This window comes from Streptomyces sp. CY-1, assembly GCF_047218265.1.
In the GTDB taxonomy this organism is placed as follows: Bacteria; Actinomycetota; Actinomycetes; order Streptomycetales; family Streptomycetaceae; genus Streptomyces; species Streptomyces niphimycinicus.
Genome location: NZ_CP178393.1, coordinates 3,854,564 through 3,870,427, shown reverse-complemented (window position 1 = coordinate 3,870,427; position 15,864 = coordinate 3,854,564). Strand labels below are relative to the sequence as shown.

General features: G+C 72.4%; 14 protein-coding genes. 3 read left to right on the top strand and 11 right to left on the bottom strand.

Going from position 1 to position 15,864, the window contains the following annotated elements; translation table 11 throughout:
* Window positions 1-247: 247 nt before the first annotated feature.
* From nirD to ACK1X7_RS16825, 11 genes are all read right to left on the bottom strand, one after another.
* A complete protein-coding gene (gene nirD / locus ACK1X7_RS16875) occupies window positions 248-619 on the bottom strand; it encodes a nitrite reductase small subunit NirD (protein ID WP_385156211.1) in 372 nt (123 codons plus the stop codon).
* Window positions 616-3,252: a nitrite reductase large subunit NirB gene (nirB, locus tag ACK1X7_RS16870; RefSeq protein ID WP_413115271.1), complete on the bottom strand. Its 2,637-nt coding sequence runs from the start codon at window positions 3,250-3,252 to the stop codon at window positions 616-618. Before nirB ends, nirD begins: the two co-directional genes overlap by 4 nt.
* Window positions 3,253-3,323: 71 nt before the next feature.
* Entirely contained in the window at window positions 3,324-4,835 is a 1,512-nt protein-coding gene (locus ACK1X7_RS16865) for an FAD-dependent oxidoreductase (protein WP_413116884.1), read from the bottom strand.
* 129 nt (window positions 4,836-4,964) lie between these two features.
* Complete coding sequence (locus ACK1X7_RS16860; protein WP_390793339.1) at window positions 4,965-6,230, bottom strand: cytochrome P450 family protein; 1,266 nt, start codon at window positions 6,228-6,230, stop codon at window positions 4,965-4,967.
* Window positions 6,227-7,657: a cytochrome P450 gene (locus ACK1X7_RS16855; RefSeq protein WP_413115270.1), complete on the bottom strand. Its 1,431-nt coding sequence runs from the start codon at window positions 7,655-7,657 to the stop codon at window positions 6,227-6,229. The genes ACK1X7_RS16860 and ACK1X7_RS16855 overlap by 4 nt, the downstream gene beginning before the upstream one ends.
* Window positions 7,654-8,397: a GTP-binding protein gene (locus ACK1X7_RS16850; RefSeq protein ID WP_385156704.1), complete on the bottom strand. Its 744-nt coding sequence runs from the start codon at window positions 8,395-8,397 to the stop codon at window positions 7,654-7,656. Before ACK1X7_RS16850 ends, ACK1X7_RS16855 begins: the two co-directional genes overlap by 4 nt.
* A complete protein-coding gene (locus tag ACK1X7_RS16845) occupies window positions 8,381-8,746 on the bottom strand; it encodes a DUF742 domain-containing protein (RefSeq protein WP_385156700.1) in 366 nt (121 codons plus the stop codon). The genes ACK1X7_RS16850 and ACK1X7_RS16845 overlap by 17 nt, the downstream gene beginning before the upstream one ends.
* Window positions 8,743-9,192, bottom strand: coding sequence for a roadblock/LC7 domain-containing protein (locus ACK1X7_RS16840; protein ID WP_385156697.1), 450 nt, complete (start codon window positions 9,190-9,192; stop codon window positions 8,743-8,745). The genes ACK1X7_RS16845 and ACK1X7_RS16840 overlap by 4 nt, the downstream gene beginning before the upstream one ends.
* Complete coding sequence (locus ACK1X7_RS16835; RefSeq protein WP_413115269.1) at window positions 9,192-10,661, bottom strand: ATP-binding protein; 1,470 nt, start codon at window positions 10,659-10,661, stop codon at window positions 9,192-9,194. Before ACK1X7_RS16835 ends, ACK1X7_RS16840 begins: the two co-directional genes overlap by 1 nt.
* Window positions 10,662-10,763: 102 nt before the next feature.
* Window positions 10,764-12,206 (bottom strand): sensor histidine kinase, encoded by a 1,443-nt coding sequence (locus tag ACK1X7_RS16830; RefSeq protein ID WP_385156691.1) that lies wholly within the window; start codon window positions 12,204-12,206, stop codon window positions 10,764-10,766.
* A gap of 4 nt (window positions 12,207-12,210) precedes the next feature.
* Window positions 12,211-12,888 carry a response regulator transcription factor gene (locus ACK1X7_RS16825; protein WP_385156688.1) on the bottom strand — a complete coding sequence of 226 codons (678 nt, stop codon included), beginning with the start codon at window positions 12,886-12,888 and terminating at the stop codon, window positions 12,211-12,213.
* Between the two features lie 89 nt (window positions 12,889-12,977).
* On the opposite strand from ACK1X7_RS16825, the gene ACK1X7_RS16820 reads away from it, so the two are divergent.
* From ACK1X7_RS16820 to ACK1X7_RS16810, 3 genes are all read left to right on the top strand, one after another.
* Window positions 12,978-14,219: an IS30 family transposase gene (locus tag ACK1X7_RS16820; protein WP_413115268.1), complete on the top strand. Its 1,242-nt coding sequence runs from the start codon at window positions 12,978-12,980 to the stop codon at window positions 14,217-14,219.
* Between the two features lie 165 nt (window positions 14,220-14,384).
* Entirely contained in the window at window positions 14,385-14,984 is a 600-nt protein-coding gene (locus ACK1X7_RS16815; RefSeq protein WP_413115267.1) for a hypothetical protein, read from the top strand.
* A gap of 110 nt (window positions 14,985-15,094) precedes the next feature.
* The gene (locus ACK1X7_RS16810; RefSeq protein WP_390793345.1) at window positions 15,095-15,757 is read left to right on the top strand and encodes a maltokinase N-terminal cap-like domain-containing protein; all 663 of its coding nucleotides are present in this window, start codon (window positions 15,095-15,097) and stop codon (window positions 15,755-15,757) included.
* Window positions 15,758-15,864 lie beyond the last annotated feature (107 nt).

Genomic DNA, 15,864 nt, shown 5'->3' with positions numbered 1-15,864 from the left:
CCCCTCAAGAGGCGTGCGCTGACCTCTCGCGGGGCGGGCGCTGATCCCTCAGGCGGAGTACGCGGCCCCCTTCAGACGACGGCGCTGACTGCTCAGGCGACGGCGCTGCTCGTCTCACGGGGCGGGCGTTGACCCCTCAAGGGGCGTGCGCTTACCGCTCACAGGGCGTGCACTGGCCCCCTCGGGCGACAACGCTGACTGCTCAGGCGGACGGCACTGCCCGCCTCGCGGGACGTGCGCCGCCCTCTCAGGCGGCATGCGCCGCCGCGTCCCGCGTGCGCGTGACATACGCCTGGACGGCGACCCCCTCGTCGTCCAGGCATCGTCCCGTCTCCAGGTCGAAGCGCTGCTTCAGCAGCGGGGAGGCGGCGAACGGCCGCCCGGCCGCCGAGCCCAGCAGCCCCCGGGAGAGGACGTACGCCCCGGTGAACGGGTCGCGGTTGGCGATCGCGTACGCGCGGCCCGACCGGTCCAGGAAGACCGCCACCTGGGTGCCGTCCGGCAGCAGGGCGGCCACGCCGCGCCCGGGGGTGAGGTCGGTCAGCTCGCAGACCGCGAACCACCGCTGGTCGAGGAGGAGTTCCACGCGGACGGCGGTCCGCTCGGGTGCCATGGTCATCGGCTGGCGGTCCCTTCGAGAGTACGGACGGGGAGGGTGGGGCCGGAGAGGATGGTCAGGTCCGGCTTGACCTGGTCGCGTTCGGGCACGAACTTCACGGTCGGGTCCGGCGCGTCGGGCGCGTTGACGAAGGAGACGAAGCGCCGCAGCCGTTCCGGGTCGCCCAGGGTCTCGGCCCACTCGTCGCGGTAGCCGGTCACATGGGCGGCCATCATCGCCTCCAGCTCGGCGCACAGCCCCAGCGAGTCGTCGACCACCACATCGCGCACATGGTCCAGGCCGCCCTCGATCCGCTCCAGCCACGCCGAGGTGCGTTCCAGACGGTCCGCGGTGCGGATGTAGAACATCAGGAATCGGTCGATGAGCCGGATCAGCTTCTCGTCGTCCAGGTCCTGGGCGAGCAGATCGGCGTGGCGCGGATCGGCTCCGCCGTTGCCGCCCACGTAGAGGTTCCAGCCGGTGGAGGTGGCGATCACGCCGAAGTCCTTGCCGCGCGCCTCCGCGCATTCGCGGGCACACCCCGAGACGGCCGACTTCAGCTTGTGCGGTGAGCGCAGCCCCCGGTAGCGCAGTTCCAGGTCGATGGCCATCCGGACCGAGTCCTGCACGCCGTAGCGGCACCAGGTCTGCCCCACACACGACTTCACGGTGCGCAGCGCCTTGCCGTACGCGTGGCCCGACTCGAACCCGGCGTCCACCAGCCGCGCCCAGATCAGTGGAAGCTGGTCCACCCGGGCGCCGAAGAGGTCGATCCGCTGACCGCCGGTGATCTTCGTATAGAGCCCGAAGTCCCGGGCCACCTCGCCGATCACGATCAGCTTCTCCGGGGTGATCTCCCCGCCGGGGATCCGGGGCACGATCGAATACGACCCGTTGCGCTGGAGATTGGCCAGGAAGTGGTCGTTGGTGTCCTGGAGCGCGGCCTGCTCGCCGTCCAGGACGTAGCCGCTCGCGCCCAGGGTCGGGGCCAGCGAGGCGATGATCGAGCCGACGGCGGGTTTGCACACCTCACAGCCGTCGCCCCGCCGGGCCTCGGCCCGGCCGTGGCTGTCCAGCAGTTGGGCGTAGGTGGTGATGCGCAGGGTGCGGACGATCTCGTACAGCTCGGCGCGGGTGTACGCGAAGCAGCCGCACAGCCCCTTGTCGACGCTGACGCCGCCCGCCTCCAGCTCGTCGTTGACGAGTGCGGTGAGCGCCTTGACGCAACTGCCGCAGCCCGTGCCCGCCTTGGTGCACTTCTTCACCTCCGGGACGGTGGTGCAGCGGTGGTCGGCGACGGCCGAACGGATGGCGCCCTTGGTGACGTTGTGACAGTTGCAGACGACCGCCTCGTCCGGCAGCGCCGACGGCCCGAGCGCGGCGGGCGCGCCCAGCCCCGCCGGGAGGACGAGCTGTTCGGGGGCGACGGGCGGCACGGAGCCGGTGAGCGGGCGCAGCATGCCGTACGCCTCGGCGTCGCCCACCAGCACCCCACCGAGGAGGGCGCCGTCGGCGCCGACCACCAGCTTCTTGTAGACGCCCGTGCGGGAGTCGGAGTAGACGACGTCCAGGCAGCCGTCGGCGGTGCCGTGGGCATCGCCGAAGCTGGCCACGTCGACGCCGAGGAGCTTGAGCTTGGTGGAGGTGTCGGCGCCGGTGAACCCGGTCCCGTCCTCGTGTGTGTCGACGATCGCGTCGGCCGCGACCTCGGCCATCTCATAGCCGGGCGCGACCAGCCCGTACACCCGGCCATCGGCGGCCAGCGCGCATTCGCCGATCGCGTACACCGCCGGATCGCTGGTGCGGCACCGCTCGTCCACCGCGATCCCGCCGCGCTCGCCGACCTCCAGACCGCAGTCGCGGGCGAGCTGATCGCGGGGGCGCACGCCCGCCGAGAAGATGACGAGGTCGGTGTCGATGGACGAGCCGTCGGAGAGCGCCATGGCGGTGACCGCGCCCGCGTCGTCCGCCGTGATCTCCTCACCGCCGACGCCGGTGTGCACGATCAGCCCCATGTCCTCGACGGTGCGGCGCAGCGCCGCGCCGCCGCCCTCGTCCACCTGGATGGCCATCAGCCGCGGGTTGAACTCCACGATGTGCGTGGTCAGCCCGAGCCCCTTCAGCGCCCCCGCCGCCTCCAGGCCCAGCAGCCCCCCGCCCACGACGACACCGGTGGTGCGGTGTTCGGCGTACGCCTCGATCGCGAGCAGATCCTCGACGGTGCGGTAGACGAAGCAGCCGTCGCTGTCCTTGCCGGGCACGGGCGGGACGAACGGATACGAGCCGGTGGCCAGCACGAGCGTGTCGTACGCCACGGTCAGCCCGGAGCGGGCGGTCACGGTGCGGGCGGCGCGGTCGATGGACTCGGCCGGGTCGCCGAGATGCAGCTCGATGCCGTGCCGCGCCATGAAGCCGTCCTCGACGAGGGAGAGTTCGGCGGGGGTGCGGCCGGAGAAGTACGAGGTCAACTGGACGCGGTCGTAGGCGGGCCGGGGCTCCTCGCAGAACACGACGATGCGGGCGGCGGCCTCGGTGACGTTCCGCTCGACGAGCGCTTCGAGGAAACGCTGGCCGACCATTCCGTGGCCGATCAGCACGATGGTGGGGGCGGCGGGGGGCGCGGCCTCGGGCGCGCTCGTCATTGCCGTCGTCATCGGTGCGCTCGTCATCGTCGTCGGTGTGCTCGGCGTGATCGGTGCACTCGGCGTGATCGGTGCGCTCATCGTCAGGAGCCTCCATCGTTGGTCAGCAGGTGGAGCAGGGGGGTGGCCGGGAGCGGTTCATCGCCCTCCCAGGCACGGGCGAGCGCGCCGACGGTGCCGAGATCGCCGAGAAGGATTCCGCCGAGGAGGCGGTCGCCACGGACCACGACTTTGCGGTACGTGTTGCGGGTGGCGTCGGTGAGGTGGATGACGTCGTCGCCGGGGGCGGGGGTGGGGGTGCCGAAGGCGGCGAGGTCGAGGGGGCCCGTTCCGGCGGGTCCGGCGGGTCCGGTGGGTCCGGTGGGTCCGGTGGATCCGGTGACCGGGCTGGGCGTAGACGTGAGCGTCAGGCGGGTGAGGGTGCGGGTGCCCGTGTAGCGGGCCGGGGTTTCGTCGCCGGGTGCGGCCCGGTGGCCGGGTTGTGCCCACCCGTTCCGCCCCGCGGAACGATTGCCCACAACCGGCTCCGCGGGCGCGGGGTCGGGGGCGGAGCCCCGGGGTTCGGTGCCCTGGCCGGGTCCGAGGGCGGGGCCCTGGTGGGGGTCCAGGGGGCGGAGCCCCCTTGTTTCGGGGAGGGGCGGGGTGGGGGATAGCAACTGCGCCAGCACGTCTGCCTGTTCGTGGGCTGGGCCTGCCAGGCCGTAGACGATGCCGTTGTGTTCCGCGCAGTCGCCGATCGCGAACACGCGCGGGTCGCTCGTCCTCAGCTCGTCGTCGACGACGATGCCGTGTGCCACCTCCAGTCCGGCCGCCCGTGCCAGCCCGACCCGTGGCCGGACCCCGCATGCGAGCACGACCAGTTCGGCCTCCAGGGCGTATCCGTCGGCCAGTTCGACGGCCTGAACCGTTCGCGCCGACTGCCCGCCTGTGCGCAGGCCCCGGGCCCGGCACTCGGTGTGGATCTCCACGCCCAGCGCCGCCATATGCCGCCGCAGCAGCCGTGACGCGCCCGGGTCCAGTTGGCGTTCCATCAGGTGTTCGCCCTGGTGCGCCAGGACCACCTGGGCACCGCGCTGGGCCAGCGCGCGGGCGGCGGAGACGCCGAGGAGTCCGCCGCCGATGACGACGGCCCGCGTCCCGGGGCGTACGGCCGCGCCGAGGGCCAGGCAGTCGTCCATGGTGCGGAAGGCGTGGACGCCGCCCGGGAGGGCGTGCAGGTCGCGGGCGTCCGGTTCGAACAGGCCCCGCAGCGGCGGCAGCACCGGGTTGGAGCCGGTGGCCAGCACCAGCGCGTCGTACGGCACGCGGCGGCCGTCGTCGCACAGCACCTCCGCCGTGGGGCGGTCGACGCGGACCACCCGCACCCCGGTGAGCCGCCGCACCCCGGCCCCGGCCAGTGCCCCGGCGGCAGGGGCGGGGAGGGCGATGACCTCCGGGGCGTACCGCCCGGCGAGGACCTCGGCGAGCAGCACCCGGTTGTACGCGGGGTGCGGCTCCTCGCCGATGACGGTGACGTCGAGGGTGGCCTCGCCCGCACTCACGACGAGCTGCTGCGCCAGTCTCGTGCCCGCCATCCCGCCGCCGACGATCACCACCCGCCGCCGCTGCGGGCTCCCGCTCCCCGGCTCCCTGTTCGACTCCATGCCAGGAAGCGTGCGGGGTGCCTGTTACCCGGCCGCATCACCCCCGTTTCCCGGAGGCAACGCTGCCCTCAGCGCATCGGCTCAGGCGCTGTGAGCCGCCCCGAGCCGGATGGGGAGCCGCTGCGGGCTGTTGCCGACGAAGCTGGGGTGCGGGACCAGTTCCTCGTCCGGGACGGCCAGATCGAGGTCGGGGAAGCGGGTGAAGAGCGCTTCGAGGGCGACCACGGCCTCCATCCGGGCCAGTGGGGCGCCCAGGCAGAAGTGGGCGCCGTGGCCGAAGGACAGATGCCGTGCGCCCCGGGTGACGTCGAAGCGATCCGCGTCCGGGCCGTACGCCCGCTCGTCCCGCCCGGCGGCGGTGTACGAGACGAGCACGGGCGCGCCCTTGGGGATGACCGTGTCCCCGACCGGGAGGTCCCTGGTGGGGTAGCGGAACGGGAAGTAGCTCACCGGGCCGTCGTACCGCAGCGTCTCCTCGACCACATCGCCCCAGGTCGCGGCGGAGGAGCGGACAAGGTCGAGCTGGTCGCGGTGGTTGCACAGCGCCCGTACCGCGTTGGTGATCAGGTTGAGCGTGGTCTCGTGCCCGGCGATGATCGTCAGCATCAGGGTGCCGATCAGCTCTTCCTGGGCGAGCCGGTCGCCGTCCTCCTCACGGGCCGCTATCAGCGCGCTGGTCAGATCGTCCCCGGGGTCCTTCGCCCGGGCCGCCGCCACCTGGCCGAGGATCGCGACCATCTCGCGGTTGGCGGCCGGGACCCGCTCCGGGGCGGTGTGGGTGGAGACGATCTCGTTGGACAGCTCGTGCAGCCGGTCCTGGTACTGGTCGTCGACGCCCAGGAGTCGGCAGATCACGCTCATCGGCAGCGGCAGCGCGAAGTGGCGGCGCAGGTCGGCCACCCCGTCCGGATCCGCGGCGGCGGCCCCCGCCAGCCGGTCCAGCAGCGTGCCGGTCAGCTCGTGGACCACCGGGTACAGCGCCTCCACCCGGCGCGGGGTGAACGCCCGGGTCACCAGGGACCGCAGCCGCTTGTGGTCCTCGCCGTCCGCGGTGATCATGCCCCGGACGGTGGCGAAGGTCCGCATCGGCCAGCCGGGCGGGAGCTCGTCCCGCTGGAGGGCGGCGAAGTGGCAGGCGTTCTTGGCCACGTCGGGGTGGGTGACGAAGTCCTTCAGCTCTTCGTGCCGGGTGATGGCGTACCCCGGTACGTCACCGGGCAGCAGGACCGGGACCGCGGCCCCGCGGGCGCGCAGCTCTTCGTTGACCGCGTGCTGGTGTGCCCCGGTGGGGTCCAGGCGGTGCGGTGCGAGGTCGGCGTGCGACACGGGGCATCGGCCGTCGGTCATCTGCGGTCTCCTGCGGGGGAGTCGGGGGCCGGGGAGGCGGGGGTCGTAGCCGGGGAGTGCGAGGTCGGAGGAGCGGGGGCGTGCGAGGTCGGAGGAGTCGGGGAGCCGGAGTTCCGGGCCGGGGAGCCGGAGTTCCGGGCCGGGGAATCGGCCGCCCGGTCCGGGGAGCCAGAGGCCCGGTCCGGGCAGCCGGAGGCCCCGCTCGCGGAGTCTGCCGCGAGCTGCGGCGCCGAGAACCGCACCGGCAGCTTGGCCAGCCCCTTGGACCACGGCGAGGTGATCCACGGAAGCTGCTCCTCCGGCACCGCGATCTCCATATCGGGCAGCCGGTGGCGCAGGGTGTCCACCGCGGTACGGGTGATCAGCCGGGCCGGGTCCCGCGCCGGGCAGGTGTGCGGGCCCGCGCCGAAGGCGAGGTAGGAGCGGTTGCCGACCACCGGCCGCCCGTCCTCGGGCAGCACCTCCGGATCGGCGTTGGCGCCCGCCAGGCCCAGGATGAGCATGTCCCCGGCGCGGATGTCCTGGCCGCCGAAGCGCAGATCGCGGGTGGCGTAGCGGCCGGGGAAGTTCTGGGTGGGCGGCTGGCGCCACAGCACCAGGTCCAGGGCGTCGTCGACGGTGAGATGGCCGTGGGTCAGCGAGGAGCGGAACCCGGGGTCGGTGAGCAGGATCTGGATCGTGGAGGCGATCCAGTTCACGGTGGTGTTGTTCCCCGCGACGATGATCACCACGAGGTTGTGCAGCACCTCCTCGTCGCTGAGCCCGACGGGGTGCTCCAGCAGCCAGGACGTCAGATCCGCGCCCGGCCGCCGCTTCTTCCCGGCGATCAGCTCCAGCAGGATCTGGCCCATCCGCTTGTTGGCGCCGGTGGCGGCCACGGTCGGGGCGACGATCGTGGTGAGCGTCTCGACCAGCCGCGCGCCGTTCTCCTCGTCGAGCCCGAGCAGTTCGGTGACGACCTGGAGCGGCAGGAGACGGGCGTAGCTCTCCACCAGGTCCGCCGCGTGCCGGTCGGCGAACCCGGCGACCAGCCGCTCCGCGGTGGCCCGCACCGTACGGATCAGCTCATGGCCGTTGACCCGCCCCAGCGCGTCGGCCACCGCCGAGCGCATCCGGCGGTGCGCCGCGCCGTCGGCGAACAGCAGCGCCGGGCGCCAGCCCACCAGCGGCATCAGCGGTGAGTCGGCCGCCACCCGGCCCTCGCGCAGCGGGCTCCAGCGGCGCGGGTCATGGGAGAAGTACTGCTCGTCGCGGGTGAGATGGAGCAGCTCGCGGTGGCCGATGACCAGCCATGCCTCGACCCGGGGCGCGATCTCCACCGGGACCACCGGACCGTGGTCGCGCCGCATCCGCTCGTACAGGTCGGTCAGCGGACCGTCGAGCGCGGTTCCGTACAGCGGCACCCGGGTGGGGGCCGGGGCGGTCATGACGCCTCCGTGAGCGTCTCGATCAGATGCGAGACGAGCGAGATCAGCGCCTTGACCGAGGACTGGTGCTCCCGGGCGTCACAGATGACCAGCGGGGTGTGCGGGAGCAGATCGAGCGCGGAGCGCAGATCGTCCTCGCTGTGCGGCTTGCTGTCCGGGAAGGCGTTGACCGCGACGGAGAACGGCACATCCAGGTCCTCCAGATGCCCGATGGCGTCGAAGGACGCCTCCAGATCGCGGGTGTCGACCAGTGCGAGCGCGCCCAGCGCGCCGCGCGCCAGGTCCTTCCAGGCGGGGAGGAACCGCTGCTGGCCGGGGGTGCCGAAGAGATACAGCACCAGCTCGCCGCCGAGCGTGATCCGCCCGAAGTCCAGCGCGACGGTGGTCGTGGTCTTCGACGGCCGCACCTTGGTGTCCAGCCGTGCCCCGGCCTGGCTCATCGTCGCCTCGGTGGAGAGCGGCTTGATCTCCGACACCGTGCCGATCAGCGTGGTCTTGCCGACGCCCATCGGGCCGACCACCAGGATCTTGGCGGCCCCGGCCACGCTGGACTGCACGTACATGACGGGGGTGTCGTCCATGTCGTCCATGTCGTCCGTATCGCCCGTCTCGTCCGTCTCGCCTGTCTCGTTGGTGTGGTCTGTGCGGGTCGTGCGGTCCGCGTCGTCCTGGCGGGCCGTGGGGTTCTTCTGCGTTGTGCCGTCCGTACCGGCCATCGAGATCTCAGAGCTTGCTCTCAAGCCCATCGAGCACCTTCCTCAGCAAGTCCAAATCGGCACGTTTTCGCTTGACCACCCGGATCGGCGGACGGGCCACGATGTGCCCCCAGTCGATGAGATCCGCGAGCAGCACCTGCACCACGGCCGGCGGCTGGCCGAGATGGGCGGCGACCTCCGCCACCGACAGCAGCCCCTGGCAGTGGTCGGCGATCCGCCGGTACTCGGGCTGGAGATGCGGTGGCAGTGCGTTCCCGGACGCCATGACGAGCGTTTCCAGCGGCAGAGCATCCCGTGAGGAACCGGCGCGCCCCCGTGTGATCACATAGGGGCGCACCGCGGCCGTCGTGCGTTCCTCGCCGGGCGAGCTCATGACGCCGGGCGGCCCATCGGGTCCCGCGGCCGACTGCTCAGATGGGCACCGATCTTCGCGACCAGTAACTGCATCTGCTGGGCCACCAGGCCGACATCCGTCTCGATGTCGGTGGCCACCCCCAGCGAGGCGCCCTGACCGGCCGAGGTGAACAGCACGAACCCGCTGTCGGATTCGATCATCAGTTGCCGCACCCCCGCCTCCTCGCCGAACAGCAGCGACACGGTGGACTGGCTGGTCACCGTCAGCGCGGCACAGGCGGCGGCCAGCGACTCGGCCTCGTCCACACCGAGCCGGGACACCTCGCCGGACAGCCCCTCGGCGGAGTCGTGGCCCATGCGCAGACCGTCCTCCGAGACGACGACGGCATGCCGCACCCCGGGGATCCCCGTCAGCGGACGCAGCATCCATCCAACATCGGGCAATTTGGATATGGTTCCGGCCACTACCGGCCCCCTTCTCGGTCTTCTCGGTCCGGACTCTGTTCTCCCGTCAGCGGTACGGCCCCGGCTCCGGCCCCGGCTCCGGCCCCGGCTCCGGCCCCGGCTCCGGCCCCGGCCTCGTCCTCCGCCTCCGCTTCCACCCGTCCGCGGCGGGTGCCGGAGACGACGCTGGTGATGGAGGCGCGGGCGGCCTCGGGCGTCCAGGAGGCACTGGCCCGCGAGGTGGGCGCGGCGCGGGCCGGGGCGCCGGCGGCGGTGGCCGGGTCGGCCGTGTCATCCAGGGCGGTTCCGGAGGCCGGGCGGCGGCGGTTGCGGCGCCGGGGCAGCCCGGTGCCGAGCGGCGCGGGGGCCCCGGGTACGTCGGGGGTGTCGTCCGCGGACAGGCCGCCCAGCGAGCCGCTCCCGGCCGGGTCCGCGGCGGCCGGGCCGAGGCCGGTGCCGCCCGCGTCGTGGCTCACCGTGCCGACGGTCACCGGCTCCACGACCACCGGCTTGTGGTCCGCCGCCCGGACCGCGCCGGTCGGCTCGGTCAGCAGCCGGTGCGGTACGAAGACCACCACCCGCGTGCCGCCGTACGCCGACGCCGTGGACAGCTCCACTCCGAAGCCCAGCTCCCGCGACCAGCGCCCGACACAGGCGAGCCCCAGCCGTGGCACGGCGCCGAGCTGGGCCAGGTCCAGGCCGTCCCGCAGTTGGGCCACGGCCTTTTCCAGTACGTCCGGCGGCATGCCGAGCCCGGCGTCGTCGATCTCGATGACCGCGCCCGCCGCGACCTCCCTTACGGCGACCGCCACTTGGGTGCGGGAGGGGGAGAAGACCGTGGCGTTCTCCAGGAGTTCGGCGACCGCGTGCATCAGGCCCTCCACGGCGGGTGCCACCGCGTAGAGGGTCTGCCCGCCGTGGACGTCCACCCGGCCGAACTCCACGATGCGCGACTGCGCGCCCCGCACACAGTCGAAGAGCGACACCGGCCGGGTCTCCCGCCGCGCGGGCCAGATCCCGCACATCACCAGCAGCGTCTGGGCCTTGCGGGTCATCTGGGCGGCCGCGTGGTCCGCCTTCATCACCTCGCCCATCAGCCGCGCGTCCTCGACATGCTGCTCGAGCCCGTCGAGGACCTGCTGCTGCACCATCGACATGGCGTGCATATTGCGGGCCACGGACTCGAACGACGCCTGGACGGAGTCGCGCAGCCGCCGTTCCCGGCGCGCCGCCTCGTCCAGATCGCTCTGTACGGCGGCCAGCCGCGCGACCTCTTCGCCGCGCTCGGCCGCCAGCGCTCGCTCGCGTGCGGTATTGGCTCGTTCCCGTTCGGAAACGGCTCGTTCTCGCTCGGTCGCCGTACGCGCGCCGGCGAGCGCACGACGGAGCCTGACCACCCAGGTGAGGCACAGCGACAGCACCAGTACCAGCACCGCGGACGCGGCCACGACGACGGCCTCCGTCCCCGACAGCACCTTTGACACCTCCATCTGGGACACGGCCAGGAAAGGGCAGATACTACTGACCAACTGATCAGTCTGGTCCGGTAGTTGCCAAACTCTCACGAGGGAGCCGCCGTGCCCGCACCGGGGTCAGGGTTGGGCGACGTCCGTTCGCGGCAGGCACAGCAGCAGGCGAGCCCCGCCGCGCGGGCTGGTGAGCACCGTAAGGCTGCCACCGTGGGCGTGAGCGATGTCATTGGCGATGGCGAGCCCGAGACCGGTGCCGCCGTCCTGACGGGCCCGCGCGTCATCCAGCCGGGTGAACCGCTCGAACACGCGCTCGCGGTCGGCTTCCGGGATGCCCGGACCGTCGTCGTCCACGGCCAGTTCGACCTGGCCGGCGCGGACCGCCACGGTGATCGAGACGGTGGTACGGGTGTGCCTCCGGGCGTTGTCGGCGAGGTTGGTGAGCAGCCGCGACAACTGCACCCGGCTGCCGGTCACGACGGCCGCCCGCTCCTGCTCCCCGGCCATCGTGAGCGCGCCCGGGTGGCGCCGTACCTCCTCGGCCGCCAGCGCGCCGAGATCCACCGCCGCGGTGCGCGGCGCCTCCTGCGCGTCCAGCCGGGCGAGCAGCAGCAGATCGGAGGCGACGGCCTGGAGCCGGTCGGTGTCCCGCAGCGCCTTGTGCACGGCGGTCGGCCAGTCGGTACGCGACGGGCGGGCCAGGACCAGTTCGAGCTGGGCGCGCACGGCCGCGATGGGGCTGCGCAGCTCATGCGAGGCGTCGGCCACGAACTGCCGCTGCCGGGTCATGGCCCGGTGCAGCCGGTCAAGCGTGGCGTTCATGGTCCGGGCCAGCCGGTGGATCTCGTCCCGCGCCCGGGGCACCGGCACCCGGCGGTGCAGATCGCGCTCGGTGATCTCGGTGAATTCCTGCCGCATCGCGGCGACCGGGCGCAGGGCGCGCCCCACGAGCAGCCAGGTGAGCCCCGCCACGAACAGCACCAGACCGGCGGCCGCGGGGGCGGCCTGGCGCAGCAGCAGACCGGTGGCGTTGTCGACGGCGGTGGTCGAGGGGCTCACCTTCACGCTGTACGGCTGGCCGGTGTCGAGGCGCTCGGCCGGAGTGGCCGCGGTCGACTCCCGCGGGGTGGCCTCCATCTGCTGCGAACCGGTCTCCGTCGGCATGGTGGGGGTGACCGTCCGGCCGGAGACGTCCTTGATCGTCACCGCGCCGGGGGCGACGATGAGCGCCCGCTGCGGCGCGGGGTGGGTCCGCGCCAACTGGCCCTTGATCGCCACGGCGGCGTTCCTCGCGTCCAGGTCGGCGCTGGCGCGGAGGTTGTGCTGAAGGGCCAGCACCAGGGCCAGCATGCACAGCCCGATCGCGAAGGCCACGGTCCCGGCGGCGGCCAGCACGGCCTTGGCGCGCACGCTCAACCCGGACGTCAGGCGCGGGCGGCGGCGTCCCGTGTCGCCTGGGGCCTCGCCGTCGGCCGGGTGCCCGATGTCCTGTCCGGCGTCCTGTCCGGCGTCCGCGATGTGCCCCGTGTTCGCGGTCCGCCCCGCGTCCGCGCTGACGTGCCCCACCGTCTCACCCTCCGTCGCGGGCCAGCAGATAGCCCGCGCCCCGTATCGTGCGGATCGACTGCCGTCCGTACGGCACATCGATCTTCCGGCGCAGGCTCCGGATATAGACCTCGACCAGATTGGCCCCGCCGTCGTACGCGGTGTCCCACACGCTCTGCACGATCTCGGACTTGGAGACCACCTGGCCCGCGCGCCGGGCGAGGTACTCCAGCACGGCGAACTCCTTGGCCGTGAGCGTGACCTCCTCCGTCCCGCGCGCACAGGCCAACGCGGCGGGCTCCAGCCGCAGATCGCCCAGTTCCAGCACATCGGGCCGGTCCAGCCCACCGCGCCGCACCAGGGCCCGCACCCGTGCGATCAGCACGACGAAGGAGAACGGCTTGGTCAGATAGTCGTCCGCGCCCACGTCGAGCCCATCGGCCTCGTCGTACTCGCCGTCCTTGGCGGTGAGCATCAGGATCGGCGTCCAGTCGCCCTTCTCGCGCAGCCGCGAGCACACCTGATAGCCGGAGCATCCGGGGAGCATCACATCCAGCACGATCGCCGCGTATCCGCCGGAGCGGGCGAGCGCCAGGCCACTGAGCCCGTCCGCCGCCGTCTCGATGGTGAAACCCTCCTGCTCCAGGCCCTCGGTGAGCAGTTCGCGGAGCCGGGCGTCGTCTTCCACCACCAGTATGCGCACGCGGTCAGGATGGCATGGGCAAGCTGAGGCCCCGCTGAACCGGCCTTGGGTTCTAGGAGTCGTCGCAACACCCCAGCTCAAGGGGTGCGATGGAGTTCGAGATCCGCAAGGTACGGACGGTGGCCCAAGGCCGTAAGAAGCTGGTCCGTGAGCGGGAGGAATACTTCCGGCTCATGGACCAGGGCCTGACCAGCTACGAAGCGTGCCGGATCGTCGGGATCAACTACCGCACCGGCAAGCGGTGGCGAAATGGCCGCACCCCGTCCGGCAGGACGAAGGGGGCGTCCCCGGCTCAGCGGCCGATGGCGCCCCCGGCGGGCCCGTCCCGGTACCTGCGGGAGACCGAGCGGATCTACATCGCCGACCGGCTGCGGGAGAAGGCCACGATCCGGGCCATAGCCGCCGAGCTGGGTCGCAGCCCCTCCACGGTCAGCCGGGAGATACGCCGCAACGGCATACCGCTGCGCGGGGATGCCTCCCGCTGGGCCTACCGCCCCTACGCCGCGCAGGCCCGCGCCGACGCCCGCCGGCCCCGGCCCAAGCCCGGGAAGATCGGCCAGAACGCGCTGCTGAGGAACTTCATCCAGCATCACCTGGACCTACGGTGGAGCCCGGAACAGATCTGCCAGGCCCTGCGGGCCCGGTTCCCCGACCGGCCGGAGATGCACGTGGTCCACGAGACGGTCTACCAGGCCCTCTACGTCCAGGGCCGCGGTGAACTGCGCCGGGAGCTGGCCAGGGCACTGCGCACGGGCCGGGTGCGGCGCAAGCCCCGCCGCCAGGCCCAGCGGCGCCAGCCGCGTTTCCGCGAGCCGATGGCCATGATCAGCGAGCGTCCCGCCGAGGCGGAGGACCGGGCAGTGCCCGGACACTGGGAAGGCGACCTGATCATCGGGAAGGACGGTGGCTCCGCCATCGGCACCCTCGTCGAGCGTTCCACCCGCTACGTGATGCTCCTGCACCTACCCGACGGCCGCAGCACCGAGCTGGTCCGCGACGCCCTGGTGGACACCGTCCAGACGTTGCCCGCCCATCTGCGGCGGTCGCTGACCTGGGACCAGGGCACCGAGATGGGCCGCCACCACGAGTTCACTCTCGCCACCGACATCCCGGTCTACTTCTGCGACCCGGCCAGCCCCTGGCAGCGCGGCTCCAACGAGAACACCAACGGCCTGCTACGGCAGTACTTCCCCAAAGGCACCGACCTCTCCGTCCACGCCCGGGACCACCTCGACACCGTCGCCGCCGAACTCAACAGCCGCCCACGCAAAACGCTCGACTGGGCAACCCCAGCCGAGCGCCTCGCTAAGCTCCTGGCCACAGCCAGTTGATCACTTGTGTTGCAACGACCCCTGGAATCCGCCGGCGGGCGGTTTCAGCGGGGCCTCAGGCGGTTCAGCGAGGACTCAGCATCGGTGCGCCACGGTGAGTGCGCCGACGGATCAAGGGTCCTTCGGCAGCCAGTTCCACTCCCCGAATCAAGGAGAGCTGTGCCCATGTCTCATTTCCTGCCTCGTGCCACGTCCGCGAAGCGGCGCGGTGTCGTGCTCGCCATGGCGGCCGGTGCCCTGGCGCTGGGTGCCGCGGTCCCCGCCTCGGCGTCGTCCTCCGCTTCCCCTTCCAAGACGAAGCCCAGTGACACGGTCACCTGCCGCGTGGTGCACGGCGCCAAGGGCGTCAAGCCCGCCAAGCCCGCGAAGCCCGCCAAGTCGGTCGAGCTGACCGAGGCGGTCAAGGCCACCGCGGCGGTCAAGGCCGACGGCAAGACGGTCACCGTGGCGCCGAAGGACGGTGCCCGCGGGCACGGCGAGATCTGCGACGTCCCCGCCATCCCCACCTTCCCGGGCAAGCCCGGGAAGGAGTGGTGCGAGGTCGTCATCATCAAGGGCAAGGCCGGGAGCAAGGACGACGTCTCCGCCGTCCCCGCCCGCCCCACGACGCCGACCAAGCCGGTCGAGCCGGGTAAGCACAGTGAGCCGACCAAGCCCGGTAAGCCGTCCAAGACCTGCGAGATCGTGACGGTCGAGAAGGGGCACCGCGCCGACGACCGGTCCGCGGACGCGACGGGCGCGGCGGTCGGGGCGACCCGCTCCTGAACCAACCGGCCGGCCCGTGGGGGGATCGGCCGGCGGCCCGGCGCGCATGGCGCGCCGGGCCTTCGCGCGTTCCGCGGGAAGCACACGCCGGGGCCGGGCGTTCTCCCATCATGTCGATCATTCACAAGACCACGATGAGTCCGACCAAGACGGAACTGCTCACGGGCTGGCTGCCCGGGCAGCCGTGGTACGCCGCCGCCCAGCGCGCGCCGGAGCTGTCCCGGGCCGGTGGCTTCCGGCTCGACGACCCGGAGGGCGAGGTGGGCATCGAGTTCATGGTGGTGCGGGACGACGCCGGTGACCGGCCCGCCTGGTACCACGTACCGATGACCTACCGCGCGGCGCCGCTCGACGGAGCCGAGCAGGCCCTCATCGGCACCACCGAGCACGGGGTGCTGGGGCAGCGGTGGATCTACGACGGGGCGCATGACCCGGTGCTCGTGGGTCAGTTGCTCGCACTCCTCCAAGGCCGTGCCGAACCGCAGGCGCAGAGCGTGTCCGACACCCCGGACCCCTCCGTCACCGCCGAGGTGACCGGAGCCGGGTTCGAGGTCCCGGCCGGGCCCGCCGAGGCACCGGCCGTCGCCAACGGGCCGGACGGCACCCGTCTGCTGCTGGGCGACGGGGCCGCCCTCCAGATGACGCGCGTTCTGCGTCCGGAGTCCGGTGCGGAGACGGCCGGGGTCCGGGGTCATGTCAGCGCGGGCTGGCGGCTGTCGGAGGACGACGAGGCCCGCGGCCGGTTCGCCGTCCTCTACGACACGACGCCCTGACACACCAATAGATCCAATGAATTGACGCCTTGGGGGCAAGGCGAGGCGGATTCTGCCGTCTATATTGACGTGTTCCTCTTATAGATCCTACCTTTCCCGGGGCCACT